We start from the raw sequence: 26416 nt of genomic DNA, 5'->3' as shown, positions 1-26416 counted from the left end.
GCGTCCTTTTCGGGATCTGGGCAGGCGGCAAGAGCGGGAGATTGCAGTGACTGCAATGTGACAGTGCCCGCCGACTATAGCCTTGCCCCCAGGCAAAAAGAAGCGCGGCTGCACGGGGCGGCATCGCGACAACCGCATGCATAAAAAAAGCCCAGCACGAGGCTGGGCTTGAAAAGCCTATCTGCTTGGCAATGCATCAAGGCCCCCGCACAGGTTGACCAGCGGGGGACGGTTTACCCGTCAAGGAGAAATCAGAAAACCGGATGGACAGGCCGGACAGTCATCGAGCCGCGGGGCCCGCTCGTGCACGGCTTGTTTTCCACGGGCATAGTTTACTGTATATTTGTACAGTCTTTTCAGCAAGGATGCCCGCCATGTCCCCAACCGAAGAAACACCCGCCCCACCCAATCATGCGCTCAAGGATGCGCTGGCCTGGATCTCGAAGTTCGCGCATGCCTGGAAGGCGATCGAGCCCTCCCCCAAGAGCCTCAGCATCGACGGCTTCATCATCTGGGGACCCGTGCTCTACGAGAAGCACAAGGGCGAAGACCCGGTCCAGCTGGCGCGCCAATTGTTCGGGCGGTCAGGCGAGTACTTCAAGTATCTCTACCCCGAGCGCGGGCGCAGCTCCAACGATCCGCAGTCTTAGAATGCCCCGATGATTTGGCGCACACTGCTTCCGCTTGCTCTCCTGGTCCTGGCCGGCTGTTCGACCCCACCCAACGAAGTGATGCAAGTCCGCGAAGGCGTGCTGCGCGCCACGACCTATGTCCAAGCCTCCGACTATTGCGATGCGCGCGACAAGACGCCGCGCTGGCTTGGCAGGGCTCCTGCGGAACAAGGCGTGCTGTTCCAGTGCTATTGAGTTGAAGCCGGGCGTTCCCCGGCTGTGCGTTGGCTGCCAGTGGACTCCGTCGAAATCACTGGGCTCCCGACTGGTGGACTGGCGATTTCCCAATGAAAAAGGGCGTTCACCGGACTTCAGTGAACGCCCTCGGACGTTATGTTGGTGGAGCTGGGGGGATTTGAACCCCCGTCCGCAAGCCTTCATCGCGCAGTTCTACATGTTTAGTGATCTGTTTTGAGTCTCGCTTCCGGAGTCGCGCAGTCACACGCTAAACCGGACGCCAGCACCCTATTTTCTCGCCCCGACCCAAGGTACCCGGATCGGAGCCAGCCCATGTAGTTATCCTTGCAGCCGGGAGGTCAGGATTGCTCCAGACCCCCTTGCCCAGCCCATCGGCCAACTGTTGCAAGGCTCACTGGCAATTAAGCAGCGAGTGCGAAACGTTCGTCGTTTGCAGTTAGTTTGTTTGAATCTGTTTTACGAGCGCATTCAGCTCGACATGCCCCGCTGCGACTCCGAACCCACGTCGAAACCAGTGCAGCCCCAAGGGAGAGTATTTTAGGCGCTATCGAGCAACTTCAAGAGTTCGAGGGGTGAAGTTATCGAAGCATCGGCTTCCCAGAGCGTCGAATCGGCCTGGGTGCCCATGTAGCCGTATGTCGCCGCGACCGTGCGCATGCCCGCCGCGCGGCCCGCGATGATGTCGCGCTCGTCGTCGCCGACATAGATGCAGGCCTCGGACGACACCCCGAGCCGACGCGCAGCCTCATGCAGGGGCTCGGGATGGGGCTTGGCGAACGGCGTGGTGTCGCCGCTCACCACCGCACCCGCACTCCCGAAGAGCGGAATGGCCCGCGTGAGCGGATCGGTGAAGCGCATCGACTTGTTGGTGACGACTCCCCACAGCAGCCCGCGCTCGCGCAGCGCCTCGATCAGCGCCTGGATACCGTCGAACACCTGGGTGTTGAGCAGCATGCGGCGCTCATAAGCCACGAAGAACTCTTCGCGCAACTCGGGAAATTCCGGTGATTCCGGCGTGATGCCGAACGCAACCCCGAGCATGCCGCGCGCGCCCGCCCCGGCCATGGGGCGGTAGCGTTCCAGCGGGAGCGAGTCGAGGCCACGATCGGTGCGCATCTTGTCGGCGGCGGCTCCCAGATCGGGGGCGCTGTCGATCAGCGTGCCGTCGAGGTCGAACAGCACGGCCTTTGTCTCGACGCCCATCATCCTTGCGATCCCGGCTTCTGCGTGGCGAACATGTAGTTGACGCTGGTGTCGTCGCTGAGCCAGTAGCGGCGGGTCAAAGGGTTGTGCTCCAGCCCGCGAGTGTGCCGCAGATCGAGGCCCGCCGCCCTGCAATAGCCGGCCAGTTCACTGGGCCGGATCAGCTTTGCATATTCGTGGGTACCGCGCGGCAGCATGCCGAGCACGTACTCCGCGCCCACGATCGCCAGCATGAAGGCCTTCAGGTTCCGGTTGATCGTCGAGAAGAACACCCATCCGCCCGGCTTCACAAGAGTGGAACACGCCTGGATCACCGAGGCCGGCTGCGGCACGTGCTCGAGCATCTCCATGCAGGTGACGACGTCGAAGCTCCCTGGCTGCTCCGCGGCCAGTGCTTCGGCGCTGATCTCGCGGTACTTCACGCCCTTGGTGCCGGCCTCGAGCGCGTGCAGCTGCGCCACCTTGAGCGCCCTGCCCGCGAGGTCGATCCCCAGGACCTCGGCCCCCTTGCGAGCCATCGAGTCGGCCAGGATCCCGCCGCCGCAACCGATATCGAGCACACGACGTTGCGAAATTGGCGCAATACCGTCAATCCATTCCAGGCGCAATGGATTGATTTCATGCAGCGGGCGAAATTCGCTTTCCAAATCCCACCAGCGATGAGCGAGCTCTGAAAACTTGGCCAGTTCGGCCGGGTCCGCATTCAGGTTTTCTGTCATGAAGCGATTATGAAACGGGCGATGTCCGATAAACACCGCAAGCCTTTACCGAAGATCAATCGCGAATTCGGCAGCCATAAAAAAACCCCGCCGAGGCGGGGTTTCATTGTCGATGGAATCGATCGATTAGTTGGCGCGGGTGCCGACCACTTCGATTTCCACGCGACGGTTCTTGGCGCGGCCTTCCTTGGTGCGGTTGTCAGCCACGGGCTGCTTCTTGCCCTTGCCTTCGGTGTAGACGCGGTTGCGTTCGATGCCCTTCGAGACCAGGAAGGCCTTGACGGCTTCGGCGCGACGCACCGACAGACGCTGGTTGTAGGCGTCCGTACCGATCGAGTCGGTGTGGCCGACAGCGATGATGACTTCCAGGTTCACGCCACGGATCTTCTCGACCAGGTCGGTCAGCTTGGCGCGGCCTTCGGGCTTCAGAACCGACTTGTCGAAGTCGAAGAAGGCGTCAGCAGCGAAGGTCACCTTCGAAGCGGCGACTTGAGCAGCGGGCGGGGGAGTCGGGGTACCGGGGGTCGGAGCCACGGCAGCCGGAGCGGGAGGAACCAGAGCGCCGTCGCAACCAGCAGCAGCCGTTGCGGGCGTCCAGTTGGCATCGCGCCAGCACAGTTCGTTCGTGCCGTTCTTCCAAACCAGTTCGCCGGTGCCGTTTTGCCAGTTGTCGATCGTAGGACCGCCGTCCGCAGCGGTGACACGGGTCTGCGCGCCGGCGGCAGTGGCGAGCGCAGCGACTGCAAACATCATCGCCACTTTATTCAGTTTCTTCATGGTTCTCCTCTTGGGGAAAAAGCCGCAGCCGCGCTGCGAATCAAGGACGCTTTAAGTGACCACCACCCAAAACGTTGAGGCGATTGTGCCATAGGGTCTTTGGCAAACAGGCCGCCGGACGGCCCGGAAGCGTAGGACGGAGGCGGAATAGGCGCCTTGTGTTGCGGCGGTGCGACACCCCTCACAGCGTAAAATTTCGCCTTCCTGCCGCCAGCCCCTTGCTCATGACCTCCTTCGCAAAAGAAACCCTGCCCATCAGTCTCGAAGAGGAAATGCGCAGCAGCTATCTCGATTACGCCATGAGCGTGATCGTGGGCCGAGCGCTCCCCGATGCCCGCGACGGCCTCAAGCCGGTGCACCGCCGCGTCCTCTACGCGATGCACGAGCTCAACAACGACTGGAACCGGCCGTACAAGAAGTCGGCCCGTATCGTCGGCGACGTGATCGGTAAGTACCACCCGCACGGCGACCAGTCGGTCTACGACACCATCGTCCGCCTGGCCCAGGACTTCTCGATGCGCCACATGCTGGTCGACGGCCAGGGCAACTTCGGGTCCGTCGATGGAGACAACGCGGCCGCAATGCGGTATACGGAAATCCGGCTGGCCAAAATTGCGCATGAAATGCTGGCCGATATCGACAAGGAAACTGTCGACTTCCAGGACAATTACGACGGCTCCGAAAAAGAGCCCAAGGTGTTGCCGAGCCAGCTGCCGAATTTGCTGGTCAATGGCTCCGGCGGTATTGCGGTCGGCATGGCCACCAATATCCCGCCGCACAACCTGAACGAAGTGGTGGACGCCTGCCTGCACCTGCTGCGCAACCCCGAGGCCAGCATCGACGAGCTGATGGAGATCGTGCCCGCGCCCGACTTCCCCACGGCCGGCATCATCTACGGCATCAACGGCGTGAAGGACGGCTACCGCACCGGCCGCGGCAAGGTCGTGATGCGCGCCAAGTGCCATTTCGAGGACATCGACCGCGGCCAGCGCCAGGCGATCATCGTCGACGAGCTCCCCTACCAGGTCAACAAGAAGACGCTGCAGGAGCGCATGGCCGAGCTGGTGCACGAGAAGAAGATCGAGGGCATCAGCCACATCCAGGACGAGTCCGACAAGTCAGGCATGCGCCTTGTCATCGAGCTCAAGCGCGGCGAAGTGCCCGAGGTGGTCCTCAACAACCTCTACAAGCAGACCCAACTGCAGGACACCTTCGGCATCAATATGGTGGCACTGGTCGACGGCCAGCCCAAGCTGTGCAACCTGAAGGACCTGATCGAGGTCTTCCTGCAGCACCGCCGCGAAGTGGTCACCCGCCGCACGGTCTTCAACCTGCGCAAGGCGCGCGAGCGCGGCCACGTGCTCGAAGGCCTGGCGGTGGCGCTCGCGAACATCGACGAGTTCATCCGCATCATCCGCGAGTCGCCCACGCCGCCCGTCGCCAAGGCCGAGCTCATGACGCGCAGCTGGGACAGCAAGCTGGTGCGCGAGATGCTCACGCGCACGCGCGCCGATGGCGGCGTGGTCAACGCGGATGACTATCGCCCCGAGGGCCTCGAGCGCGAGTTCGGCATGGGCAACGACGGCCTCTACCGCCTGTCGGAAACGCAGGCCCAGGAAATCCTGCAGATGCGCCTGCAGCGCCTGACCGGCCTCGAGCAGGACAAGATCGTTGCCGAGTACAAGGAAGTCATGGCCGAGATCGACGACCTGCTCGACATTCTGGCCCGCCCCGAGCGCGTCTCGACCATCATCGGCGAGGAGCTCGGTGCCATCAAGCAGGAGTTCGGCCAGTCGAAGATCGGCGCGCGCCGCAGCCAGGTGGAGCACAGCGCCTACGACCTCTCGACCGAAGACCTGATCACGCCGACCGACATGGTGGTCACGCTCTCGCACAGCGGCTACATCAAGAGCCAGCCGCTGGGCGAGTACCGCGCGCAGAAGCGCGGCGGCCGCGGCAAGCAGGCCACCACCACCAAGGACGACGACTGGATCGACCAGCTCTTCATCGCCAACACGCACGACTACATCCTGTGCTTCTCCAACCGCGGCCGGCTCTACTGGCTCAAGGTGTGGGAAGTGCCGGCGGGTTCGCGCGGCTCGCGCGGGCGCCCCATCGTCAACATGTTCCCGCTGCAGGAAGGCGAGAAGATCAACGTCGCGCTCGCGCTGACGGGTGAAAAGCGCAACTTCCCGGCCGACCAGTACGTGTTCATGGCGACCTCGATGGGCACGGTCAAGAAGACCGCGCTCGACGAGTTCAGCAACCCGCGCAAGGGCGGCATCATCGCCGTCAACCTCGACGAGGGCGACTACCTGATCGGCGCAGCGCTCACCGACGGCAAGCATGACGTGATGCTCTTCAGCGACGGCGGCAAGGCCGTGCGCTTCGACGAGGAAGACGTCCGCCCGCTCGGCCGCAATGCGCGCGGCGTGCGCGGCATGTCGCTCGAAGCCGGTCAGGGCGTGATCGCCATGCTGGTGGCCGAGGACGAGCAGCAGAGCGTACTCACCGCCACGGAAAATGGTTACGGAAAGCGAACAAGCATTACCGAATACACCCGTCACGGCCGGGGAACCAAGGGCATGATCGCGATTCAACAGAGTGAGCGCAACGGCAAGGTCGTTGCTGCGACTCTCGTGCACGCCGATGATGAGATCATGCTCATCACCGACAAGGGTGTGCTGGTGCGCACCCGGGTGGCCGAAATTCGTGAAATGGGTCGCGCGACGCAAGGCGTTACGCTGATCGGTCTCGACGAAGGCGCCAAACTCAGCGGGCTACAACGTATCGTCGAAAACGACGCGAACGGCGAAACCGAGCCTGACGCAGACGATACTTCCTCATCTTCAACGGAGAATCCTCAGTGAAAAAAATCAAACTCGCACTTCTGACGGTCGCCCTGGCGAGCAGCTCGATGGCAGCCCTGGCCCAGGACAAGGCCACGCTCATCAAGCAGTTCATCGACATCCAGCGTCCCGGCATCGAATCGCTGGCACGCGGCCTTGTCGAGCAGTCGAGCGCCCCGATCGCACAGGCGGGTTCGCAGTACCTGCAGACGCAAGTGCCAGAAGCCAAGCGCGAAGCCGCCGCCAAGGCCGCCGACGCCGAGCTGAAGAAGTACTTCGACGAGACCTACCCCATCGTGCGCGACAAGGCCGTTCAGCTGGCACCGGGCGCCCTCACCCCGCTGATGGAGCAGAACTTCAACGAAGACGAGCTCAAGCAGCTGCTGGCCTGGATCAACTCGCCCCTGAGCAAGAAGTACCAGGAACTCAACCCCAAGATGCAGACTGCCCTGACGGAAAAGCTCGTGTCCGAGACGCGTGCAACCGTCGAGCCCAAGATGCAGGCACTCGACACCGCCGTCGCCAAGGCCCTCGGCGCTCCGACCGACGGTGGCGCAGCCCCCGCCAAGGCACCTGCCAAGGCTCCAGCCAAGAAGTAAGGGCAACGTGACCCAGCAGCAGACCCCGACCGGCAAGCGTCCCTACAACTTCTCGGCCGGTCCGGCCGCCATGCCGGAAGCGGTGCTGCAACGTGCCGCCGCCGAAATGCTCGACTGGCAGGGCAGCGGCATGAGCGTGATGGAGATGAGCCATCGCGGCAAGGAGTTCGGCTCGATCTGCACGCAGGCCGAAGCCGACCTCCGCACGCTGCTGGCGATTCCCTCGAACTTCCACATCCTGTTCATGCAGGGCGGCGGGCTCGGCGAGAACGCCATCGTTCCGCTGAACCTGTCGCGCGGCAAGACCGCCGACTTCGTCATCACCGGCAGCTGGAGCACCAAGTCGCACAAGGAAGCGCAGCGCTACTGCAGCGCGCGCGTGGCCGCCAGCAATGCCGACGACCAGCACACGAAACTGCCCGACCCCGCGACCTGGCAGCTCTCCAAGGATGCCTCGTACGTGCACGTGTGCTCGAACGAGACCATCAACGGCATCGAATTCCAGCAACTGCCCGACCTGGCTGCGCTGGGCAGCAGCGCTCCGCTGGTCATCGACTTCTCCTCGCACGTCGCCTCGCGCGGCGTCGACTGGAGCCGCGTGGGCCTGGCCTTCGGCGGCGCCCAGAAGAACCTCGGCCCGGCCGGCCTGACCATCGTGGTCGTGCGCGACGACCTGCTGGGTCACGCGCTCGATATCTGCCCGAGCGCCTTCAACTACAAGACGGTGGCCGACAACCAGTCCATGTACAACACCCCGCCGACCTGGGGCATCTACATGGCGGGGCTGACGTTCAAGTGGCTGCTGGAGCAGACCGAGGGCTCGCATACCGGTGTCGCCGCCATGGAGCAGCGCAACATCGCCAAGGCGAAGCTGCTGTACGACTTCATCGACAGCTCCGACTTCTACGCCAACCGCATCGACCCGGGCTGCCGTTCGCGCATGAACGTGCCGTTCTTCCTGGCGGACGAAAGCCGCAACGAGGCCTTCCTGGCCGGCGCACGCGAAGCCGGGCTGCTGCAGCTCAAGGGGCACAAGTCGGTCGGGGGCATGCGCGCGAGCATTTACAACGCCATGCCGCTGGCAGGGGTGCAGGCCCTGGTGGCCTACATGCGAGAATTCGAGCGATCGCATGCCTAGGCGCATGCCCAGCCGCTCGCACCGATGACCGCCTCCGCACCCACACCGCCCTCCTCCTCTCCCGACAATTCCGAAAGCCTGGCCGATCTGCGCGTGCAGATCGACTCGCTCGACCAGCGCCTGCTGAGCCTGCTCAACGAGCGGGCCCACGTAGCCGAGCTGGTCGGCGAGGTCAAGAAGCGCGAGGGCACGCCGTACTTCCGCCCAGACCGCGTGGCGCAGGTCATCGACAAGATGCAGAAGAGCAATGGCGGCCCGCTCAAGGACATCCATGTCGCCGCCATCTGGCGCGAGATCATGTCGGCCTGCCTGGCGCTCGAGTCGCCGCAGCGCGTTGCCGTGCTCGGCCCCGAAGGCACCTTCTGCGAGCAGGCCGCCATCGAATACTTCGGCGGCGCCGCCGACTTGATCTACTGCGCGAGCTTCGACGAGGTGTTCCACGCCACCGCCGCGGGCAGCGCCCAGTACGGCGTGGTCGGCGTCGAGAACTCGACCGAGGGCGTGGTCACGCGCTCGCTCGACCTTTTCCTGCATTCGCCCACGCACGTCGTCGGCGAGGTCAGCCTGCTGATTCGCCACCACCTGCTGCGCAGCAGCAACTCGCTCGAAGGCGTCGAGGCGGTGCTGGCCCATCCGCAGGCGCTGGCGCAGTGCCAGACCTGGCTGTCCAAGCACCTGCCCAATGCCGAGCGGCGCGCCGTATCGAGCAACGCCGAGGGCGCGCGCCTCGCGGCCACCAATCCCAAATGGGCCGCACTGGCCGGCGAACGCGCCTCCACGCGCTTCGGCCTGCACATCGTGGCGCACGCGATCCAGGACGACTCGTACAACCGCACCCGCTTCTCGGTGATCTGCCTGCCGCAGACGCTGGCGATGCCGCCGGCCTCGGGCCGCGACTGCACGAGCCTGATCGTCTCGGTGCCCAACCGGCCCGGCGCGGTGCATGACCTGCTGGTGCCGCTGAAGCTCAACAACGTCTCGATGACGCGCTTCGAGTCGCGCCCCGCGCGCACGGGCCAGTGGGAGTACTACTTCTACATCGACCTCGACGGCCATCCCTCGCAGCCCAACGTGGCTGCCGCGCTGGCCGAGCTGCGCGGCCTCTGCGCCTTCTACAAGGTGCTCGGCGCCTATCCCGTCAAGGCCTGAGCGGCAGGCAGACACACAGAGACAGCATGTTCGAACAACTGGGACTGATCGGCTGCGGCCTGATGGGCGGCTCCTTCGCGCTCGCACTCAAGCGCGCGAAGCTGGTGAAACGCGTGGTGGGGTACAGCAAGTCGCCCTCCACCACCGAACGGGCGCGCCAGCTCGGCGTGATCGACGTGGCGGCGCCCTCGGCGCTGCTGGCGGTGTCGGGGGCCGACATCGTGCTGCTGGCAGTGCCGGTGGCGGCATCCGAAGCCACCTTCAAGGCAATCCGCCATGGCATCTCGAACGAGACGCTGGTCATGGACGTGGGCTCGACCAAGGGCGACGTGATCGAGGCCGCGCGCAACGGCCTGCAGCGCCAGTTCGCGAGCTTCGTGCCGGCGCATCCCATTGCCGGCAAGGAGCTTTCGGGCATCGAGCATGCCGAGGCGTCGCTCTTCACTGGCCGCCAGGTCGTGCTGACCCCGGTGAAGACCACGCTGCGCTCCAACGTGCAGCGGGCCACGCAGGTGTGGAGCGGCATCGGCGCCAATGTCGTCACCATGACGCACGAGGAGCACGACGGCGCCTTCGCCGCCGTGAGCCACCTGCCGCACCTGCTGGCCTTCGCCTACATCAACGGCCTGGCCGCCCAGCCTCAGGGCGAGCGCTTCCTGAGCCTTGCCGGCCCGGGCTTCCGCGACTTCTCGCGCATCGCCGCGAGCGATCCGGTCATGTGGCGCGACGTGCTGCTGGCCAACCGCGAGCACGTGCTGGAGCAGTCCCGCGCGTTCCGCAAGGCGCTCGACGACTTCGAGGCGATGATGACCGCGAACGACCTGCCCGGCCTCGAGCTGTCGATCGCCGCCGCCAGCAGGACGCGGGCGGCCTGGAAGCCGGCCACCGACACATCGTCGCAGCAGCAGGACAACTGAGATGTTCTCGACGACCTTCCTCGACCTCCCGCCGCTCGCCGGCGCGGCCGGCACGGTCCGGCTGCCGGGCTCCAAGAGCATCTCCAACCGCGTGCTGCTTCTCGCGGCACTCGCCAGCGGCACGACAACGATCCACGACCTGCTCGATTCCGACGACACCCGCGTGATGCTCGACGCGCTGCGCGCCCTGGGTTGCGGCATCGACCAGACGGGCAGCACGCTGCGCATCACCGGTCTCGGCGGCCAGCTGAAACCCAACGAGGCGCTGCTGCCGCTGTTCCTCGGCAACGCCGGCACGGCAATGCGCCCGCTGACGGCGGCGCTGTCGCTGCTGGGCGGCGAGTTCGAACTCAGCGGCGTTCCGCGCATGCACGAGCGCCCCATCGGCGACCTCGTCGATGCGCTGACTCAGCTCGGTTGCCGCATCGACTACCTCGGCAACCCCGGCTATCCGCCGCTGCGCATCCATCCGGTGCCGCACGGCGATCTGGCGCTCGACGCTCCGATCCGCGTACGCGGCGACGTGTCGAGCCAGTTCCTCACCGCCCTGCTGCTGGGACTGCCGCTGGCTGCAGCCAACGACATCGTGATCGAGGTGGTCGGCGAGCTGATCTCCAAGCCTTACATCGAGATCACGCTGAACCTGCTGGCACGCTTCGGCATCCAGGTGCATCGCGACGGCTGGGAGCGCTTCACCATCCCCGCGGGCAGCCGCTACAGTTCGCCCGGCGACATCCACGTGGAGGCGGATGCCTCCTCCGCCAGCTATTTCATCGCGCTCGGCGCCATCGCCTCCGGCGTTTCCGGCAAGGAAGGCATCCGCATCGAAGGCGTGGGCGCCGACTCCATCCAGGGCGACATCCGCTTCAGCGACGCCGCCCGCCAGATGGGCGCGCTGGTCGACAGCGGCCCGAACTGGCTCGAGATCCGCCGCGGCGCCTGGCCGCTCAAGGCCATCGACCTCGACGCCAACCACATCCCCGACGCCGCGATGACGCTGGCCGTGATGGCGCTCTATGCCGACGGCCCCACCACGCTGCGCAACATAGCGAGTTGGCGCGTGAAGGAAACCGACCGCATCGACGCCATGGCCAACGAGCTGCGCAAGCTCGGCGCCACGGTCGAGGCCGGGCCCGATTTCATCCGGGTGCATCCGCTGGCGCAGGCCGGCTGGCGCCCCGCGAGCATCCGCACCTACGACGACCACCGCGTGGCCATGTGCTTCTCGCTGGCGGCGTTCAATCCGGCGGGCGTGCCGGTGCGCATCCTCGATCCGCACTGCGTCGCCAAGACCTTCCCCGACTACTTCGAGACGCTCTTCTCCGTGGCCGAGGCCACCGAGGTGCCGGTGATCTGCATCGACGGCCCGACCGCCTCGGGCAAGGGCACGCTGGCGGCCGAAGTCGCACGCCTTCTGGGCTACCACTACCTCGATTCGGGTTCGCTCTACCGCGTGACCGGCCTGGCCATGCGCCGCGCGGGGACTGAGCGCCGACCCGGAACACGAGACCGAAGTCGCCGCCCTGGCCGCCGCCCTGCCCCTGCAGTTCACCGAAGGCAAGGTGCTGCTCGACGGCGAGGACGTCAGCGAAGAGATCCGTACCGAAGCCGCCGGCATGGACGCCTCCCGCGTATCCACGCTTCCGGCCGTGCGCGAGGCGCTGCTGGCCCTGCAGCAGCGTTTCCGCCAGCTGCCGGGCCTGGTGGCCGACGGCCGCGACATGGGCACCGTGATCTTCCCCGACGCCGCGCTCAAGGTCTTCCTCACGGCCAGCGCCGCCCAGCGCGCCGAACGGCGCCATAAGCAGTTGATTTCAAAGGGAATTTCGACTACACTCGACAGTCTTCGCTCCGACTTGGAGGCCCGTGACGCCAGGGATTCGTCCCGCAGCGTCGCTCCCCTGAAGCCGGCGCAGGACGCCCGCCACCTCGACAACTCGCAGTTGTCCATCGAGCAATCGATCGACACAGTGTTGGACTGGTGGCAGGAAATTCAGCCGTTCAAGTCCGCTTGATCGGCCTGAAGTGACAGCTTTTCAGGTCCGCTTGAAAAGCTGGCGCCCAACGGCATATCCGTAGGCGCATACCGCTCCAGCAGGCTCCTTCCGCGCGACAGCGCACCGGCTTGCTGGTTGTTCAACCAACCGGGCTCACGCCCACAAAACCGCCGTCTACAGACCCACAGCAGCCGCACGCAATTTCGCAAGAGCGCCTGCCAACCCTGCCTGACGGAAGGAAACTAAATGTCTGAATCTTTTGCCGATCTGTTCGAAGAGTCCCTGAAGCGTTCCGAAATGCGCACGGGCGAGGTCATCACCGCCGAAGTCGTGCGTGTCGAACACAACCACGTCGTCGTCAACGCCGGCCTGAAGTCCGAAGCGTATGTGCCGATCGAAGAGTTCAAGAACGACAAGGGCGAACTCGAAGTGCAGGCCGGCGACTTCGTTTCCGTTGCCATCGGCAGCGTTGAAAACGGCTACGGCGACACCATCCTCTCGCGCGACACCGCCAAGCGTCTGGCTTCGTGGCTGGCCCTCGAGAAGGCGCTGGAATCGGGCGACTTCGTCACCGGCACCACCAGCGGCAAGGTCAAGGGCGGCCTCACGGTCCTGGTCAACGGCATCCGCGCATTCCTGCCGGGCTCGCTGATCGACACGCGTCCCATCAAGGACCTGACCCCCTACGAGAACAAGACCCTCGAGTTCAAGGTCATCAAGCTGGACCGCAAGCGCAACAACGTCGTGCTGTCGCGCCGCGCCGTGGTCGAGGCCAGCATGGGCGAAGAACGCGCCAAGCTGATGGAAACGCTGAAGGAAGGCGCAGTGGTGCGCGGCGTGGTCAAGAACATCACCGAATACGGTGCGTTCGTGGACCTCGGCGGCATCGACGGCCTGCTGCACATCACCGACATGGCATGGCGTCGCGTGCGCCACCCGAGCGAAGTCGTTCAGGCCGGCCAGGAAATCACCGCCAAGATCCTCAAGTTCGACACCGAGAAGAACCGCGTGTCGCTGGGTCTGAAGCAGATGGGCGACGACCCGTGGATGGGCGTTTCGCGCCGCTACCCGCAAGGCACCCGCCTGTTCGGCAAGGTCACGAACATCGCCGACTACGGCGCGTTCGTCGAGCTGAGCCCGGCATCGAAGGCCTGGTGCACGTCTCCGAAATGGACTGGACCAACAAGAACATCGCTCCGAACAAGATCGTCTCGCTGGGCGACGAAGTCGAAGTCATGGTCCTGGAAATCGACGAAGACAAGCGCCGCATCAGCCTGGGCATGAAGCAGTGCAAGGCCAACCCGTGGCAAGAGTTCGCGCAGAACACCAAGCGCGGCGACCGCGTCAAGGGCCCGATCAAGTCGATCACCGACTTCGGCGTGTTCGTGGGTCTGGCTGCCGGCATCGACGGCCTGGTTCACCTGTCCGACCTCTCGTGGAACGAAGCCGGCGAAACCGCCGTTCGCAACTACAAGAAGGGCCAGGAAGTCGAAGCGATCGTGCTGGCCGTGGACGTGGACCGCGAGCGCATCTCGCTGGGCATCAAGCAGCTCGACAGCGACCCGTTCACCACCTTCACCACGGTGAACGACAAGGGCCAGATCGTGACCGGCAAGGTCAAGACGGTCGACGCCCGCGGCGCTGAAATCGACCTCGGCGAAGACATCGTCGGCTACCTGCGTGCTTCGGAAATCTCGCGCGACCGCGTCGAAGATGCCCGCAACGTGCTGAAGGAAGGCGACGAAGTCACGGCCATCGTCGTGAACGTGGATCGCAAGACCCGCAACATCCAGCTGTCGATCAAGCAGAAGGACATGGTCGACGAGCAAGGCGCCATGGCCAGCCTGAGCCAGCAGTCGGCACGCGAGAACGCGGGCACGACCAGCCTGGGCGCCCTGCTGCGCGCCAAGCTGGACAACAACGACAGCAAGTAAGCTGAACCGGAAGACAGAGCAGGCCCTGGGGCCGCTCTGTCTTTTTTTCGTCCACGTTTTTCGTTTATGTTTGGCCTATGACACGCTCGGACCTCGTCGAAGAACTCGCAGCCCGCTTTGCACAGCTCACGCACCGCGATGCCGAATACGCCGTCAAGACCATCCTCGACGCCATGAGCGACGCGCTGGTGCGCGGACACCGCATCGAGATCCGCGGCTTCGGCAGCTTCTCGGTCAACCGGCGCCCGCCGCGCATCGGCCGCAATCCGCGTTCGGGCGAGAGCGTGCAGATTCCCGAGAAGCGGGTGCCGCACTTCAAGCCCGGCAAGGCACTGCGCGAAGCAGTCGACGCAAAGACGGCCGAACTCGACGCGGGCAAGGAAGCCAAGGGCCGCAAGGCCTGACGCGCGGACGATCTAAATGCCTGCAAACGTAGAATGCTCCCGGCAACGGGAACGGCTATGAAATACCTCCTGTGGCTGCTCAAGGCAGCCATTTTTTTTACGCTCTTCGCCTTCGCGCTGAACAACCAGCACGACGCGACCGTCTACTTCTTCTTCGGCACCTACTGGCGCGCGCCGCTGGTGCTGGTCGTGCTCGCGGCCTTCGCGGGCGGCCTCGTGGTGGGAGCGCTGGGCATGCTGCCGGGCTGGTGGAAGCATCGCTCCGCAGCGGCGCAGGCACCGGCCGCAGCCGACGCCCAGCCGGCCACCCCTTCGGCCGCCACGGCTGCTGCCTCGGCAGCAGCGCCGACCATCTCCGCCACCGATCTCCCCGCCGTACGTCAACATGGACTTTGATCCCAGCTGGCTGCTGATCAGCCTGCCCGTCGCCTTCGTGCTGGGCTGGCTCGCATCGCGCTTCGACATCCGCCAGCTCAAGCTGGAGAACCGGCAGGCGCCCAAGGCCTACTTCCGTGGCCTCAACTTTCTGCTCAACGAGCAGCAGGACCAGGCCATCGACGCCTTCATCGAGGCCGTGCAGAACGACCCCGACACGCAGGAGCTGCACTTCGCGCTCGGCAACCTGTTCCGCCGCCGCGGCGAATACCAGCGCGCGGTGCGCGTGCACGAACACCTGCTGGGCCGCGGCGACCTGAGCCGCAGCGACCGCGAGCGTGCGCAGCACGCGCTGGCGCAAGACTTCTTGCGCGCCGGCCTGCTCGACCGCGCCGAGGCCGCGCTGCAGAAGCTCGAGGGCACGCGCTACGAGAACGAAGCCCGGCTCGCGCTGCTGGCCATCTACGAGCGCTCGCGTGAATGGGCGCAGGCGGCCGACGTGGCGCAGAAGCTCGACGAGTCCGACCAGGCCAGCTACAGCACGCGCCGCGCGCACCATCTCTGCGAGCAGGCGACGGAGCGCGTGGCCGCGGGCGACCTGCCCGGCGCCGAAAAGCTGCTGGCGCAGGCCGTCGAACTCGCGCCGCAGGCCCCGCGCCCGGCCATCGACACCGCCAGCCTGCAGCTGCGCAAGGGCGAGGCGAGCGCGGCCTTCGACACGCTCGTGGCCCTGAGCGACACCGCGCCGCTGGCGCTGCCGCTCTATGCCGCCACGCTGCAGCAGGCCGCCGTGGCCGCGCACCGCGAGGCCGATGCGCTCGAGCTGCTGCAGCGCCGCTACGTCGAGTCGCCTTCCATCGACGTGCTCGAGGCGCTGATGGCACTCGGCGGCAAGCCATCCGCGACCACGGAAGAACCGAACCCCACGCCGCGCGACGGCTACATCGCGCATCTTGCGCAGCAGCCTTCTCTGGTCGCGGCCTCGCGCTGGCTCGCGGGCGAGCGCTTCGAGCACGAGCAGTTCCATCCGCAGGTGCAGCGCGCGCTCGACCAGGCCACGCGGCCGCTCATGCGCTACCGCTGCGCGGCCTGCGGCTTCGAGGCGCACCAGTACTTCTGGCACTGCCCGGGCTGCCAGGCGTGGGACAGCTATCCTCCCCGCCGCGTCGAAGAACTCTGATCACGTTTCTGAACAATGGTCACATGAAGGCCGGCACGGCTTTCATGCGTCAACGCCCTGCTTTCGTGTCTCGTTGAGCGCGGGCCGACATTTCCGTCGGCTGTCACTCATCAACAAAATACAGGGAGTTTTCATCAACATGTTCAAGAAGATCCTGGCCACCACGGCCATGCTGTTCGCGGTTGCTTCGTTCGCCGCGGTCGACGTCAACAAGGGCACGGAAGCCGATCTCGACGGCATCAAGGGCGTCGGCCCGTCGATGTCCAAGCGCATCCTCGACGCACGCAAGCAAGGCGAGTTCAAGGACTGGCCAGACTTCATGCAGCGCGTGAAGGGCGTAAAAGAGAAGAAGGCGGCCAAGCTCTCGTCGGAAGGTCTGACGGTCAACGGCAAGGGCTTCGGCGACGCGGCACCCGCCTCGTCGAAGGGAACAACGAAGAGCACGAAGGAAGCGAAGTCCGCCAAGCCCTGATTCCGCTCCGGTAGAAATATGCAAAGCCGCCTTCGGGCGGCTTTTTCATGCGCGCGAGCATGCACGCCATGGCAGGGAAAAGCCTCAGGAAGTGGCCCGGAATTTGCACGTAAGCTTCCTTTCGTTTTGCTTTCACTACATTCCGGAGCGAGTCAATGAATCACAAGTTCGGCATTGCCCTCGCGGGCCTGACCCTCGGCGCCGCGGCCTTCGCCCAGACCAAGTGGGACCTCCCCACCGCCTACCCGGCAACCAACTACCACACGGAAAACATCACGCAGTTCGCGAAGGACGTCGACGCGGCCACGGGCGGCAAGGTGAAGATCACGGTGCATGCCAACGCGTCGCTCTTCAAGGCGCCCGAGATCAAGCGCGCGGTACAGAGCGGCCAGGCGCAGGCCGGCGAGATCCTGCTGGCCAACTTCGCCAACGAGAACCCGATCTACGCGCTCGACGGCGTTCCCTTCCTCGCCACCACCTATCCCGAGGCACGCAAGCTCTACGACGCGTCGAAGCCCGCCATGGAGAAGCTGCTCGCGGCCCAGGGCATCAAGGTGCTGTTCGTGGTGCCTTGGGCGCCGCAGGGCATCTACACCAAGAAGGAGATCGGCTCGGTGGCCGACCTGCGCGGCATCAAGTGGCGCGCCTACAGCCCGGCCACGGCCAAGATCGCCGAACTGATCGGCGCGCAGCCGGTGCAGATCCAGCAGGCCGAACTCAGCGCGGCCATGGCCACCGGCGTGATCGAGAGCTACATGAGCTCGGGCTCCACCGGCTACGACACCAAGACCTACGAGCACATCAAGAACTTCTACGACACCCAGGCCTGGATCCCCAAGAACGCGATCCTGGTGAACGCGAAGGCCTACGACGCGCTCGACGCCACCACCAAGGCCGCCGTCGCCAAGGCCGCGGCCGATGCCGAAGCCCGCGGCTGGAAGGTGGCGCAGGAGAAGAACGAGGAATACAAACGCCTGCTCGCCGAGCGCGGCATGAAGATCCACAAGCCCTCGCCCAAGCTCGACGCCGACATGCGCCAGGTCGGCGGCATCATGCAGGCCGACTGGCTCAAGGTGGCCGGTGCCGATGGCGCCGCCATCGTCGACAACTACAAGAAGAAATGATGAAGCCCCCACGCTCATCGCTTCGCGTATCGCTGCCCCCCGAGGGGGCGCAGGCCTCCCTTGGGGCGGCCCGGCGGGAGACCTGAGCCATGCGCCGCTTCCTCGACCGCCTGTACGACGGTGCAGGCGCGCTAGGCGCGCTCTGCGTGTTCCTGATCTTCGTGCTGATGATCCTGGCCGGCGTGGGCCGGCAGATGAACTGGCACGTGAGCGGGCTCAACGACGTGGTGGCCTGGCTGTGCGCCGCCGCCGCGTTCTTCGCGATGGCGCATGCCTTCCGCCACGGCGACTTCGTGCGCGTGACGCTGCTGCTCGAATCGGTGTCGCCGAAGATCCGGCGCGTGCTCGACGTGAGCTGCCTGCTTGTGGCCGCGGTGTCGGTGGCCTATCTCACCTACTGGGCCACCAGCTTCACCTACGAGAGCTACGAGTTCGCCGAGATGGCGACGGGCCTGGTCGTCATTCCGATCTGGATCCCGCAGTCGACCTTCGTGATCGGCTGCTGGCTGCTGCTGATCGCCATGATCGACGAGCTGGTCGGCGTGGTGCGCGGCGAGAAGCCCAGCTACCAGCGCGCCATAGAGGAGCGCCACGCGGCGGGCGACTTCTCCTCCGACGTCTGAACAACAACAGCAACAAAGACACCCGATGTTCGAAAACCTCTGGATGGGCGCGCTGCTGCTCGCGATCATGCTGCTGCTCCTGGCGGGCGGCGTGTGGATCGCGATGACACTGGCCATCGTCGGCTGGGTCGGCCAGGCCTTCTTCACCAACACGCTGCCGGGCAAGAACCTGTTCTCCGCCTTCTGGGAAAGCAACGCGAGCTGGGAGCTCGCCGCGCTGCCGCTCTTCATATGGATGGGCGAGATCCTGTTTCGCACCAAGCTCAGCGAGGAGATGTTCGAGGGCCTGCGCCCCTGGCTCAACCGCGTGCCGGGCCGCCTGATGCACACCACCATCCTCGGATGCGGCGTGTTCGGCTCGGTCTCGGGCTCGTCGGCCGCCACCTGCGCGACCATCGCCAAGGTGGCGCTGCCCGAGCTCAAGCGCCGCGGCTACAACGAGAAGCTGGCGATCGGCTCGCTCGCCACCGCAGGCACGCTCGGCATCCTGATTCCGCCGTCGATCACCATGGTGGTGTACGCGGTAGCGGCCGACGCGTCGATCATCCGCATCTTCCTGGCCGGCTTCCTGCCGGGCTTCCTGCTGATGCTGCTGTTCTCGGGCTACATCGGCTGGTGGAGCCTGCGCAACCCGGGCCAGGTGCCGCCGGCCGATCCGCCGACCACCTTCATGGAGAAGATCAGGCTGTCGGGCAACCTCATTCCCTGCGCCTTGCTGATCGTGTTCATCGTCTGGGTGCTGGTGGCCGGCTGGGCCACCGCCACCGAGTGCGCGGCCTTCGGCGTGCTGGGTTCGCTGGCCATCGCGGCCTGGGGCCGAAGCCTCACCTGGAAGAATTTCAAGGACGGCATCATGGGCGCCACGCGCACCAGCTGCATGATCATGTTCATCCTGGCCGGCGCGGCCTTCCTCACCAAGACCATGGCCTTCACCGGCATCCCGCGCGAGCTGGCGGAGTGGGTCGACAGCATGCACCTGTCGCCCTATGCGCTGATCGGCGCGCTGGTGCTGGTGTACCTGGTGCTGGGCACCGCGCTCGACGGCATCTCGATGATCGTGCTCACCAGCGCGGTGGTGCTGCCGATGATCCAGAAGGCGGGCTTCGACCTGATCTGGTTCGGCATCTTCATCGTGCTGCTGGTGGAGATCGCCGAGGTCACGCCGCCGGTGGGCTTCAACCTCTTCGTGCTGCAGAACATGACGGGCAAGGACAGCAACGTGATCGCCAAGGCGGCGATCCCGTTCTTCTTCTGCCTGGTGCTGTGCATCGTGCTGATCACGCTGTTTCCGAGCATCGTGACGATCCTGCCGGACGTGGTGATGGGCCGCGAGAAGTAGCCCGGCCGGGCCGCCGCGCGGCTTGCGGATAATCGCGGCCATGCTGCTGAACGTCATCGTCATCTGTCTCGCCGCATGCGTCGGCGCCCTCATGCGCTGGGGCTTCGCGCTCTGGCTCAGCCCCGGGGGCATCATTCCCTGGGGCACGCTGGCGGTGAACCTGATCGGCGGCTATCTCATCGGCGTGGCCATCGGCGTCTTCAGCGGCCTGCCGGACATCAATCCCGCATGGCGGCTGATGGTGATCACCGGCTTCCTCGGCACGCTCACCACCTTCTCGAGCTTCTCGGCGGAAGTGGTGGGCATGCTGACCAGCGGCCGCTTCGGGCTCGCAATGGGCACCATCGCGCTGCACCTGGGCGGTTCGCTGTGCATGACCTGGCTCGGGCTGCGAACGGTGCAGGCTTTCTCCTCCTGAATCGCATGAAAGCCAGGTGAAAAACTGCCTTATGTCTTGCGGTTATAGATAAGGCTTTCCATAGGGTCGGCCGATAGAATCGACCCCAATGCCCCTGGTCTTTCTCGTCGCCCTCCCCTTCATTGCCAGCGTGCTGGCCGCGTTGATGCCTTCCAACGCGCGCAACAGGGAGTCGACGCTGGCAGGGCTGGTCGCGCTGGGCTGCGCCATCCAGGCCGCATGGTTCTTCCCGCAGATCGCCAACGGCGGCGTGCTGCGCCAGCAGATCGAATGGCTGCCTGCCCTGGGCCTGAACCTCGTGTTCCGCATGGACGGCTTCGCATGGCTGTTCTGCATGCTGGTGCTGGGCATCGGCGCGCTGGTGGTGCTGTACGCGCGCTACTACATGTCGGCCTCCGACCCGGTGCCGCGCTTCTTCTCGTTCTTCCTCGCGTTCATGGGCGCGATGATGGGCGTGGTGCTCTCGGGCAACCTGATCCAGATGGTGCTGTTCTGGGAGCTCACGAGCCTTTTCTCCTTCCTGCTGATCGGCTACTGGCACCACCGCCGCGACGCGCGGCGCGGCGCGCGCATGGCGCTCACCGTCACCGGCGCGGGCGGGCTGTGCCTGCTGGCCGGCGTGCTGGTGCTGGGGCGCATCACCGGCAGCTACGAGCTCGACAAGGTGCTGGCCTCGGGCGACATCATCCGCGCGCACGCGCTCTACCCCGTCGCGCTCACGCTGATATTGCTGGGCGCCTTCACCAAGAGCGCGCAGTTCCCCTTCCACTTCTGGCTGCCGCGCGCCATGGCCGCGCCCACGCCGGTGTCGGCCTACCTGCACTCGGCCACCATGGTGAAGCTGGGCGTGTTCCTGATGGCGCGGCTGTGGCCGGTGCTCTCGGGCACCGAGCAGTGGTTCTGGCTGGTGGGCGGCGCTGGCGCCGTCACGCTGCTGCTCGGCGGCTTCATCGCGATGTTCCAGCGCGACCTGAAGGCGCTGCTGGCCTACTCCACCATCTCGCACCTCGGGCTCATCACGCTGCTGCTGGGGCTGAACAGCCCGCTCGCGGCGGTGGCGGCGGTCTTCCACGTGATGAACCACGCCACCTTCAAGGCGTCGCTCTTCATGGCGGCCGGCATCATCGACCACGAGACCGGCACGCGCGACATCCGCAAGCTCAGCGGCCTGATGCGGCTCATGCCGATCACGGGCACGCTGGCCATCATCGCCAGCGCCTCAATGGCCGGGGTGCCGCTGCTCAACGGCTTCCTCTCGAAGGAGATGTTCTTCGCCGAGACGGTGTTCATCCAGGCCACGCCGTGGGTCGACTTCAGCCTGCCGCTGATCGCCACGGTGGCGGGCATCTTCAGCGTGGCGTACTCGGCGCGCTTCGTGTTCGACGTGTTCTTCGGCCCGCCCTGCGGCGACGAGGTGCCCAAGCATCCGCACGAGCCGCCGCACTGGATGCGGGTGCCGGTCGAGCTGCTGGTGCTGCTGTGCCTGGTGGTGGGCGTGGCACCGGCATGGTCGGTGGGGCCGATGCTGGCCGCGGCTGCATCTCCGGTCGTCGGCGGCACGCTGCCCGAGTACAGCCTTGCCGTGTGGCACGGCTTCAACCTGCCCCTGCTGATGAGCTTCGTGGCGCTGGCCGGCGGCGCCGCGCTGTACCTGCTGCAGCGCCGCCAGCGCGCGAGCGGCGGCCTGGAGAACACGCCCCTGCTGCACCGCTTCGACGGCCAGGTCATCTTCGAACACATCATCGCGCTGCTGAGCGAGGCCGGCCGGCGCAGCCGCCGCCTCTTCGGCACTAAGCGCATGCAGTGGCAGTTGCTGCTGCTGGTGGTGGTGGCAGTTGCGGGCGCGACCGCTTCCCTGCAGCTCACGCCCGCCGCGCCCGGCACGCGCGAGCTGCTGCCCTTCTCGCCGATGTTCGCCATGACCTGGCTGATCGGCGGCACCTGCGCGGTGGCCGCTGCGTGGCAGGCCAAGTTCCACCGGCTGGCGGCACTGATGCTGGCCGCGGGCGCGGGGCTGGTCTCCTGCGTCACCTACATCTGGTTCTCGGCGCCCGACCTCGCGCTGACGCAACTGGTGGTCGAGGCCGTCACCACGGTGCTGATCCTGCTGGGCCTGCGCTGGCTGCCGATGCGCAGCAAGGACGTGGTGCAGCCCGCGCGCGCGCGGCTCAAGCCCTGGGGCCGGCGCGGGCGCGACCTGCTGATCGCCGCCATCGCCGGCAGCGGCATGGCCGCGCTGGCCTGGGCCATGATGACGCGCACCTTTCCGCAAAGCATCTCGCCCTTCTTCCTCGAACGTGCGCTCACCGAGGGCGGCGGCACCAACGTGGTCAACGTGATGCTGGTCGACTTCCGCGGCTTCGACACCTTCGGCGAGATCACGGTGCTGGGCATCGTCGCGCTCACCGTGTATGCGCTGCTGCGGCGCTTCCGCCCGGCCATCGAATCGATGGCCCTGCCGATCCAGCAGCGGCTGCAGGCCGACGACGGCAGCAGCGACCTGCTGAACCCGCGCCGCGCGAAAGACACCGCCGTGGGCTACCTGATGGTGCCGGCCGTGCTGGTGCGGCTGCTGCTGCCGGTGTCGGTGCTGGTGTCGGTCTACTTCTTCATGCGCGGCCACAACGCGCCGGGCGGCGGCTTCGTCGCGGGGCTGGTGATGTCGGTCGCGCTGGTGCTGCAGTTCATCGTCTCGGGCACCGAGTGGGTCGAAGAGCACCTGCGCATCTACCCGCGCCGCTGGATCGCCATGGGCCTGCTGCTGGCGCTGGCCACGGGCGGCGGCGCGGTGTTCCTGGGCTACCCCTTCCTGACCACGCACACCGCGCACCTGCACCTTCCGCTGCTGGGCGAGGTGCATGTGCCCAGCGCCCTCTTCTTCGACATCGGCGTGTTCGCGCTGGTGCTCGGCGCCACCATGCTGATCCTGACCGCGCTGGCCCACCAGTCGATACGCAGCCACCGCTGGGCCGACGAGCAGAAAGAAAAGGAAGCCGAGGCGACCGCCGCCGGTGCGACCGAGGGAGGAGCCGGCTGATGGAAATCGTGCTCGCGCTCGCCATCGGCGTGCTCACCGGCTCGGGCGTCTACATGCTGCTGCGCCCGCGCACCTTCCAGGTCATCATGGGCCTGACGCTGATCTCGTACGCGGTCAATCTCTTCATCTTCAGCATGGGGCGGCTCAAGGTCGACAGCGAGCCGGTGCTCATCAAGGGCCTGACCGCCACGCTGGCCAACACGGCCGACCCGATGCCGCAGGCACTGGTGCTCACCGCCATCGTGATCGGCTTCGCGATGACGGCGCTCTTCCTCGTCGTGATGCTCGCCTCGCGCGGCATCACCGGCACCGACCACGTGGACGGTGAAGAACGGCAGGAGGCGGAGTGAAGGAGGTTTTTCATCTGCTCGACCAGTTGCTCGAGTTCAGCATGCCGCACCTGGTGGCGGTACCGATCCTCGTGCCCATGCTCACGGCCGCGCTCATGCTGCTGCTGGGCGAGAACCGCCGGCGCGCCAAGTCGGCGCTGAGCGTGGTTTCGGGCCTGGTCGGCCTGCTGGCCGCGCTGGCGCTGCTGCGCTGGGTGAATGCGCCCGACACGGGCGGCGGCCCGGGCTCCATCGGCGTGTACCTGCCGGGCAACTGGCGCGCGCCCTTCGGCATCGTGCTGGTGGCCGACCGGCTCTCGACCATGATGGTGGCGCTCACCGGCGTCATCGCCTTCGCGGCGTCGATCTACTCCACCTCGCGCTGGGACCGCGCGGGCGTGCACTTCCATCCGCTGCTGCAGCTTCAGCTCATGGGCCTGAACGGCGCCTTCCTCACGGGCGACCTGTTCAACCTGTTCGTGTTCTTCGAGGTGATGCTCGCGGCCTCCTACGGCCTGCTGCTGCACGGCTCGGGCCGGCTGCGCGTGCAGGCGGGGCTGCACTACATCGCGATCAACCTCGCGGCGTCGTCGCTGTTCCTGATCGGCGCGGCCATCCTCTACGGCGTGACCGGCACGCTCAACATGGCCGACCTTGGCATGCGCATCGCCGAACTCGCGCCGGGCGACCGCGGACTGGTGCACGCGGCCACGGCCATCCTCTTCACCGCCTTCTTCGCCAAGGCGGGCGCGTGGCCGCTCAACTTCTGGCTGGTGCCGGCCTACAGCTCGGCGGTGTCGCCGGTGGGCGCGGTGTTCGCGCTGCTCACCAAGCTGGGCGTCTATACCGTGCTGCGGCTGTGGACGGTGCTCTTCGCGCCAGACACCGGCGCATCGGCCGCCTTCGGCCAGCCGGTGCTGGTGGGCGCGGGCATCGCCACGCTCTTCGTGGCGGCCTTCGGCATCCTCGGTACGCAGCGGCTTTCCAACCTCGCGGGCTTCAGCGTGCTGATATCGGCCGGCACGCTGCTCGCCGCCGTGGGGCTGGGGCAGCCGGCCGTGTGGGCCGGCGCGCTCTTCTACCTGCTGAGCTCCACCCTCGCGGTGAGCGCCTTCTTCCTGCTGATCGACATGATCGAGCGCTGGCGCAACGCAGGCATGAGCGTGGCGCCGCACGAGGCCGCCGGCACCGCGCCCTTCCTGGCGGAAGACCTGAGCGCGCTGAGCGACGTGAACCTCGACGACGACGCGCAGGCGCTCTATGGCCGCGCCATTCCGGCCGGCGTCGCCTTCCTGGGCCTGAGCTTCATGATCTGCACGCTGCTGCTGACCGGCCTGCCGCCGCTGTCGGGCTTCGTCGGCAAGTTCGCGATGCTCTCGGGGCTGATGAACGGCAGCGGCGGCAGCGGCGTGATCGGCACGACCGGCTGGACCTTCCTGGTGCTGCTGATCGCCTCGGGCTTCCTTGCGCTGATCGCGCTGAGCCGCACCGGCATCCGCCATTTCTGGACCCAGCCGCACGGCAACCTGCCGTCGCTGCCGGCGCTCGAAGTGCTGCCGGTGGCCGGGCTGATCGCGGCCTGCATTGCGCTCACGGTCTGGGCCGAGCCGGTGATGCGCCACGCGCTGGCCACCGCCGAGGGCCTGCGCGCGCCCACGGCCTATCGCGCGGCGGTGATGGAGGCGCGGCAGGTGCCGAACCCGGTGCCCACCGCCAAGGCCGAAGGAAAGGCAGGCGCGCAATGAAACGCCTGATTCCCTCTCCGCCGCTGTCGCTCGCGCTGTTCGTCATCTGGCTGCTGCTCAACCAGTCGCTCGAAGCGAGCACGCTGTTGTCGGGCGTGCTGCTCGCCATCGCCGTGCCGCTGCTGACCAAGGGCCTGCGGCCCGCCACGGTGCGCATGCGCCGCCCCGGCGTAGCGCTGCGGCTGTGCGGCGTCGTGCTCTACGACATGTCGGTGTCGGTGTTCGCGGTGGCGCGCGCGCTGCTCACGCGCCGCAGCGAACACATACAGGCGAGCTTCGTGCGCATCCCGCTCGACCTGCGCGACCCCAACGGCCTCGCGGTGCTCTCGATGATCATGTGCCTCACGCCCGGCACCGCCTGGGGCGAGGTGGCCTTCGACCGCAGCACCCTGCTGATCCACGTGTTCGACCTCGACGACGAAGCCGCCTTCATCGCGCAGATCAAGCGCCGCTACGAACGTCCGCTGATGGAGATCTTCGAATCATGACGCCCATCCTTTTCTGGTCGCTCAAGTTCGCACTGTTCCTGCTGGCGGTGGCGATGCTGTGCGCCGTCGCGCGCCTGCTGATCGGCCCTTCCGCCCAAGACCGCGTGATGGCGCTGGACTGCCTCTACATCAACGGCATGCTGATGATGCTGGTGCTGGGCATCGTCTACGCGAGCGACGTGTACTTCGCCGCCGCGATGCTGATCGCGCTGTTCGGCTTCGTGAGCTCGACGGCGATGGCAAAGTTCCTGCTGCGCGGGGAGGTGATCGAATGAGCGCCGCGCCGGGCCGCCACCAGCAAGCTCGCACCGCAGTGCGAAGCACGGAGGTATTCCGATGACCGATTTCATCGTGGGCCCGCTGCCGCTGTGGGCCGAGATCGTCACAGCCGTCTTCGCGGTGCTGGGCGCGGCCTTCGCGGCCATCGGGTCCTTCGGCCTGGTGCGGCTGCCGACCTTCTTCCGACGCATCCACGCGCCCACGCTGGGCGCCACCGGCGGCGTGTGGTCGATGACGGTCGCGACCATCGTGTATTTCTCGGTGCAGGGCCACAGCCTCTCGCTGCACGGCGTGCTGATCGTGCTCTTCGTGGCGCTCACTACGCCGGTCACCACCATCTTCCTGATGCGCGCCGCCTTGTTCCGCGAACGGCAGAAGAACGGCGACGTGCCGCCGCCAGCACCTTCGGACCAGGGGCCGATCCCGCCCTACGAGGGCTGATCGAACCGGGT

At 66.2% G+C, this 26416-nt stretch carries 24 protein-coding genes, 1 other RNA gene and 2 pseudogenes; 23 read left to right on the top strand and 4 right to left on the bottom strand.

Going from position 1 to position 26416, the window contains the following annotated elements:
- Positions 1 to 374 precede the first annotated feature (374 nt).
- Positions 375 to 650, top strand: coding sequence for a hypothetical protein (locus tag ACHMXA_RS12560; protein WP_395320825.1), 276 nt, complete (start codon positions 375 to 377; stop codon positions 648 to 650).
- Positions 651 to 731: 81 nt separating this feature from the next.
- Entirely contained in the window at positions 732 to 866 is a 135-nt protein-coding gene (locus ACHMXA_RS12555; RefSeq protein ID WP_256098960.1) for a hypothetical protein, read from the top strand.
- A 142-nt stretch (positions 867 to 1008) separates the two neighbouring features.
- On the opposite strand, the gene ssrA is transcribed toward ACHMXA_RS12555, so the two are convergent.
- The 4 genes from ssrA to ompA form a co-directional block, all read right to left on the bottom strand.
- Positions 1009 to 1393: a transfer-messenger RNA gene (gene ssrA / locus ACHMXA_RS12550) on the bottom strand.
- Positions 1394 to 1406: 13 nt separating this feature from the next.
- Complete coding sequence (locus ACHMXA_RS12545; protein WP_395320823.1) at positions 1407 to 2075, bottom strand: HAD family hydrolase; 669 nt, start codon at positions 2073 to 2075, stop codon at positions 1407 to 1409.
- Positions 2072 to 2791: a bifunctional 2-polyprenyl-6-hydroxyphenol methylase/3-demethylubiquinol 3-O-methyltransferase UbiG gene (gene ubiG, locus ACHMXA_RS12540; RefSeq protein ID WP_176664677.1), complete on the bottom strand. Its 720-nt coding sequence runs from the start codon at positions 2789 to 2791 to the stop codon at positions 2072 to 2074. The genes ACHMXA_RS12545 and ubiG overlap by 4 nt, the downstream gene beginning before the upstream one ends.
- A gap of 126 nt (positions 2792 to 2917) precedes the next feature.
- Positions 2918 to 3568, bottom strand: a complete 651-nt coding sequence (gene ompA / locus ACHMXA_RS12535; protein WP_093199080.1) for an outer membrane protein OmpA — start codon at positions 3566 to 3568, stop codon at positions 2918 to 2920.
- A 224-nt stretch (positions 3569 to 3792) separates the two neighbouring features.
- Here ompA and gyrA point away from each other — a divergent pair, with 224 nt between their 5' ends.
- The 21 genes and pseudogenes from gyrA to mnhG all read left to right on the top strand — a co-directional run bounded on the left by gyrA (position 3793) and on the right by mnhG (position 26405).
- On the top strand, positions 3793 to 6438 hold the full coding sequence (gene gyrA / locus ACHMXA_RS12530; protein WP_176664676.1) for a DNA gyrase subunit A: 2646 nt from the start codon (positions 3793 to 3795) through the stop codon (positions 6436 to 6438).
- Positions 6435 to 7016: a DUF2059 domain-containing protein gene (locus ACHMXA_RS12525; protein WP_176664675.1), complete on the top strand. Its 582-nt coding sequence runs from the start codon at positions 6435 to 6437 to the stop codon at positions 7014 to 7016. Before gyrA ends, ACHMXA_RS12525 begins: the two co-directional genes overlap by 4 nt.
- 70 nt (positions 7017 to 7086) lie before the next feature.
- Positions 7087 to 8154: a 3-phosphoserine/phosphohydroxythreonine transaminase gene (serC, locus tag ACHMXA_RS12520; protein ID WP_395321299.1), complete on the top strand. Its 1068-nt coding sequence runs from the start codon at positions 7087 to 7089 to the stop codon at positions 8152 to 8154.
- A 24-nt stretch (positions 8155 to 8178) separates the two neighbouring features.
- Positions 8179 to 9303 carry a prephenate dehydratase gene (gene pheA / locus ACHMXA_RS12515; RefSeq protein WP_126022918.1) on the top strand — a complete coding sequence of 375 codons (1125 nt, stop codon included), beginning with the start codon at positions 8179 to 8181 and terminating at the stop codon, positions 9301 to 9303.
- A 26-nt stretch (positions 9304 to 9329) separates the two neighbouring features.
- Positions 9330 to 10220 (top strand): prephenate dehydrogenase/arogenate dehydrogenase family protein, encoded by an 891-nt coding sequence (locus ACHMXA_RS12510; RefSeq protein ID WP_176664673.1) that lies wholly within the window; start codon positions 9330 to 9332, stop codon positions 10218 to 10220.
- Position 10221: 1 nt separating this feature from the next.
- A pseudogene (locus ACHMXA_RS12505) lies at positions 10222 to 12235 on the top strand (bifunctional 3-phosphoshikimate 1-carboxyvinyltransferase/cytidylate kinase).
- Between the two features lie 228 nt (positions 12236 to 12463).
- Positions 12464 to 14151 (top strand): annotated as a pseudogene (rpsA, locus tag ACHMXA_RS12500) (30S ribosomal protein S1).
- A gap of 77 nt (positions 14152 to 14228) precedes the next feature.
- A complete protein-coding gene (locus ACHMXA_RS12495; protein ID WP_019654766.1) occupies positions 14229 to 14555 on the top strand; it encodes an integration host factor subunit beta in 327 nt (108 codons plus the stop codon).
- Positions 14556 to 14612: 57 nt separating this feature from the next.
- Positions 14613 to 14951, top strand: a complete 339-nt coding sequence (locus ACHMXA_RS12490) for a lipopolysaccharide assembly LapA domain-containing protein (RefSeq protein ID WP_395320818.1) — start codon at positions 14613 to 14615, stop codon at positions 14949 to 14951.
- Positions 14941 to 16110 carry a lipopolysaccharide assembly protein LapB gene (gene lapB, locus ACHMXA_RS12485; protein WP_176664669.1) on the top strand — a complete coding sequence of 390 codons (1170 nt, stop codon included), beginning with the start codon at positions 14941 to 14943 and terminating at the stop codon, positions 16108 to 16110. Before ACHMXA_RS12490 ends, lapB begins: the two co-directional genes overlap by 11 nt.
- 139 nt (positions 16111 to 16249) lie before the next feature.
- On the top strand, positions 16250 to 16582 hold the full coding sequence (locus tag ACHMXA_RS12480) for a helix-hairpin-helix domain-containing protein (protein ID WP_176664668.1): 333 nt from the start codon (positions 16250 to 16252) through the stop codon (positions 16580 to 16582).
- Positions 16583 to 16737: 155 nt separating this feature from the next.
- On the top strand, positions 16738 to 17706 hold the full coding sequence (locus ACHMXA_RS12475; RefSeq protein WP_176664667.1) for a TRAP transporter substrate-binding protein: 969 nt from the start codon (positions 16738 to 16740) through the stop codon (positions 17704 to 17706).
- A gap of 89 nt (positions 17707 to 17795) precedes the next feature.
- Positions 17796 to 18329 carry a TRAP transporter small permease gene (locus tag ACHMXA_RS12470; RefSeq protein WP_395320815.1) on the top strand — a complete coding sequence of 178 codons (534 nt, stop codon included), beginning with the start codon at positions 17796 to 17798 and terminating at the stop codon, positions 18327 to 18329.
- A 25-nt stretch (positions 18330 to 18354) separates the two neighbouring features.
- A complete protein-coding gene (locus tag ACHMXA_RS12465; protein WP_176664665.1) occupies positions 18355 to 19668 on the top strand; it encodes a TRAP transporter large permease in 1314 nt (437 codons plus the stop codon).
- Positions 19669 to 19708: 40 nt separating this feature from the next.
- Positions 19709 to 20086, top strand: a complete 378-nt coding sequence (gene crcB / locus ACHMXA_RS12460; protein WP_395320813.1) for a fluoride efflux transporter CrcB — start codon at positions 19709 to 19711, stop codon at positions 20084 to 20086.
- Between the two features lie 88 nt (positions 20087 to 20174).
- Positions 20175 to 23123 (top strand): monovalent cation/H+ antiporter subunit A, encoded by a 2949-nt coding sequence (locus ACHMXA_RS12455; RefSeq protein ID WP_395320811.1) that lies wholly within the window; start codon positions 20175 to 20177, stop codon positions 23121 to 23123.
- The gene (locus ACHMXA_RS12450) at positions 23123 to 23473 is read left to right on the top strand and encodes a Na+/H+ antiporter subunit C (RefSeq protein WP_093199043.1); all 351 of its coding nucleotides are present in this window, start codon (positions 23123 to 23125) and stop codon (positions 23471 to 23473) included. Before ACHMXA_RS12455 ends, ACHMXA_RS12450 begins: the two co-directional genes overlap by 1 nt.
- A gap of 41 nt (positions 23474 to 23514) precedes the next feature.
- Positions 23515 to 25197 carry a monovalent cation/H+ antiporter subunit D gene (locus tag ACHMXA_RS12445; protein ID WP_395321297.1) on the top strand — a complete coding sequence of 561 codons (1683 nt, stop codon included), beginning with the start codon at positions 23515 to 23517 and terminating at the stop codon, positions 25195 to 25197.
- Positions 25194 to 25685, top strand: a complete 492-nt coding sequence (locus ACHMXA_RS12440; protein ID WP_176664662.1) for a Na+/H+ antiporter subunit E — start codon at positions 25194 to 25196, stop codon at positions 25683 to 25685. Before ACHMXA_RS12445 ends, ACHMXA_RS12440 begins: the two co-directional genes overlap by 4 nt.
- Entirely contained in the window at positions 25682 to 25960 is a 279-nt protein-coding gene (locus ACHMXA_RS12435; protein WP_019654754.1) for a K+/H+ antiporter subunit F, read from the top strand. The genes ACHMXA_RS12440 and ACHMXA_RS12435 overlap by 4 nt, the downstream gene beginning before the upstream one ends.
- A 61-nt stretch (positions 25961 to 26021) precedes the next feature.
- Positions 26022 to 26405 carry a monovalent cation/H(+) antiporter subunit G gene (gene mnhG, locus ACHMXA_RS12430; protein WP_176664661.1) on the top strand — a complete coding sequence of 128 codons (384 nt, stop codon included), beginning with the start codon at positions 26022 to 26024 and terminating at the stop codon, positions 26403 to 26405.
- The last annotated feature ends 11 nt before the right edge of the window (positions 26406 to 26416 follow it).

This window comes from Variovorax sp. UC74_104 (assembly GCF_044055375.1).
In the GTDB taxonomy this organism is placed as follows: Bacteria; Pseudomonadota; Gammaproteobacteria; order Burkholderiales; family Burkholderiaceae_C; genus Variovorax.
Note: the sequence above shows the minus strand (reverse complement) of the source record. Positions and strands in the feature narration are given on the sequence as shown.

Coding starts and splice junctions, on each gene's coding strand:
- ACHMXA_RS12445 (WP_395321297.1), top strand. CDS start 23,515: ATGCCGCACCTGGTGGCGGTACCGATCCTCGTGCCCATGCTCACGGCC.
- ACHMXA_RS12545 (WP_395320823.1), bottom strand. CDS start 2,075: ATGATGGGCGTCGAGACAAAGGCCGTGCTGTTCGACCTCGACGGCACG.
- ompA (WP_093199080.1), bottom strand. CDS start 3,568: ATGAAGAAACTGAATAAAGTGGCGATGATGTTTGCAGTCGCTGCGCTC.
- ACHMXA_RS12440 (WP_176664662.1), top strand. CDS start 25,194: ATGAAACGCCTGATTCCCTCTCCGCCGCTGTCGCTCGCGCTGTTCGTC.
- ACHMXA_RS12490 (WP_395320818.1), top strand. CDS start 14,613: ATGAAATACCTCCTGTGGCTGCTCAAGGCAGCCATTTTTTTTACGCTC.
- crcB (WP_395320813.1), top strand. CDS start 19,709: ATGCTGCTGAACGTCATCGTCATCTGTCTCGCCGCATGCGTCGGCGCC.
- ACHMXA_RS12495 (WP_019654766.1), top strand. CDS start 14,229: ATGACACGCTCGGACCTCGTCGAAGAACTCGCAGCCCGCTTTGCACAG.
- serC (WP_395321299.1), top strand. CDS start 7,087: ATGCCGGAAGCGGTGCTGCAACGTGCCGCCGCCGAAATGCTCGACTGG.
- ACHMXA_RS12475 (WP_176664667.1), top strand. CDS start 16,738: ATGAATCACAAGTTCGGCATTGCCCTCGCGGGCCTGACCCTCGGCGCC.
- ACHMXA_RS12555 (WP_256098960.1), top strand. CDS start 732: ATGCAAGTCCGCGAAGGCGTGCTGCGCGCCACGACCTATGTCCAAGCC.
- ACHMXA_RS12450 (WP_093199043.1), top strand. CDS start 23,123: ATGGAAATCGTGCTCGCGCTCGCCATCGGCGTGCTCACCGGCTCGGGC.
- mnhG (WP_176664661.1), top strand. CDS start 26,022: ATGACCGATTTCATCGTGGGCCCGCTGCCGCTGTGGGCCGAGATCGTC.
- ACHMXA_RS12480 (WP_176664668.1), top strand. CDS start 16,250: ATGTTCAAGAAGATCCTGGCCACCACGGCCATGCTGTTCGCGGTTGCT.
- pheA (WP_126022918.1), top strand. CDS start 8,179: ATGACCGCCTCCGCACCCACACCGCCCTCCTCCTCTCCCGACAATTCC.
- ACHMXA_RS12465 (WP_176664665.1), top strand. CDS start 18,355: ATGTTCGAAAACCTCTGGATGGGCGCGCTGCTGCTCGCGATCATGCTG.
- ACHMXA_RS12560 (WP_395320825.1), top strand. CDS start 375: ATGTCCCCAACCGAAGAAACACCCGCCCCACCCAATCATGCGCTCAAG.
- ubiG (WP_176664677.1), bottom strand. CDS start 2,791: ATGACAGAAAACCTGAATGCGGACCCGGCCGAACTGGCCAAGTTTTCA.
- ACHMXA_RS12470 (WP_395320815.1), top strand. CDS start 17,796: ATGCGCCGCTTCCTCGACCGCCTGTACGACGGTGCAGGCGCGCTAGGC.
- ACHMXA_RS12435 (WP_019654754.1), top strand. CDS start 25,682: ATGACGCCCATCCTTTTCTGGTCGCTCAAGTTCGCACTGTTCCTGCTG.
- ACHMXA_RS12510 (WP_176664673.1), top strand. CDS start 9,330: ATGTTCGAACAACTGGGACTGATCGGCTGCGGCCTGATGGGCGGCTCC.
- ACHMXA_RS12455 (WP_395320811.1), top strand. CDS start 20,175: ATGCCCCTGGTCTTTCTCGTCGCCCTCCCCTTCATTGCCAGCGTGCTG.
- lapB (WP_176664669.1), top strand. CDS start 14,941: ATGGACTTTGATCCCAGCTGGCTGCTGATCAGCCTGCCCGTCGCCTTC.
- gyrA (WP_176664676.1), top strand. CDS start 3,793: ATGACCTCCTTCGCAAAAGAAACCCTGCCCATCAGTCTCGAAGAGGAA.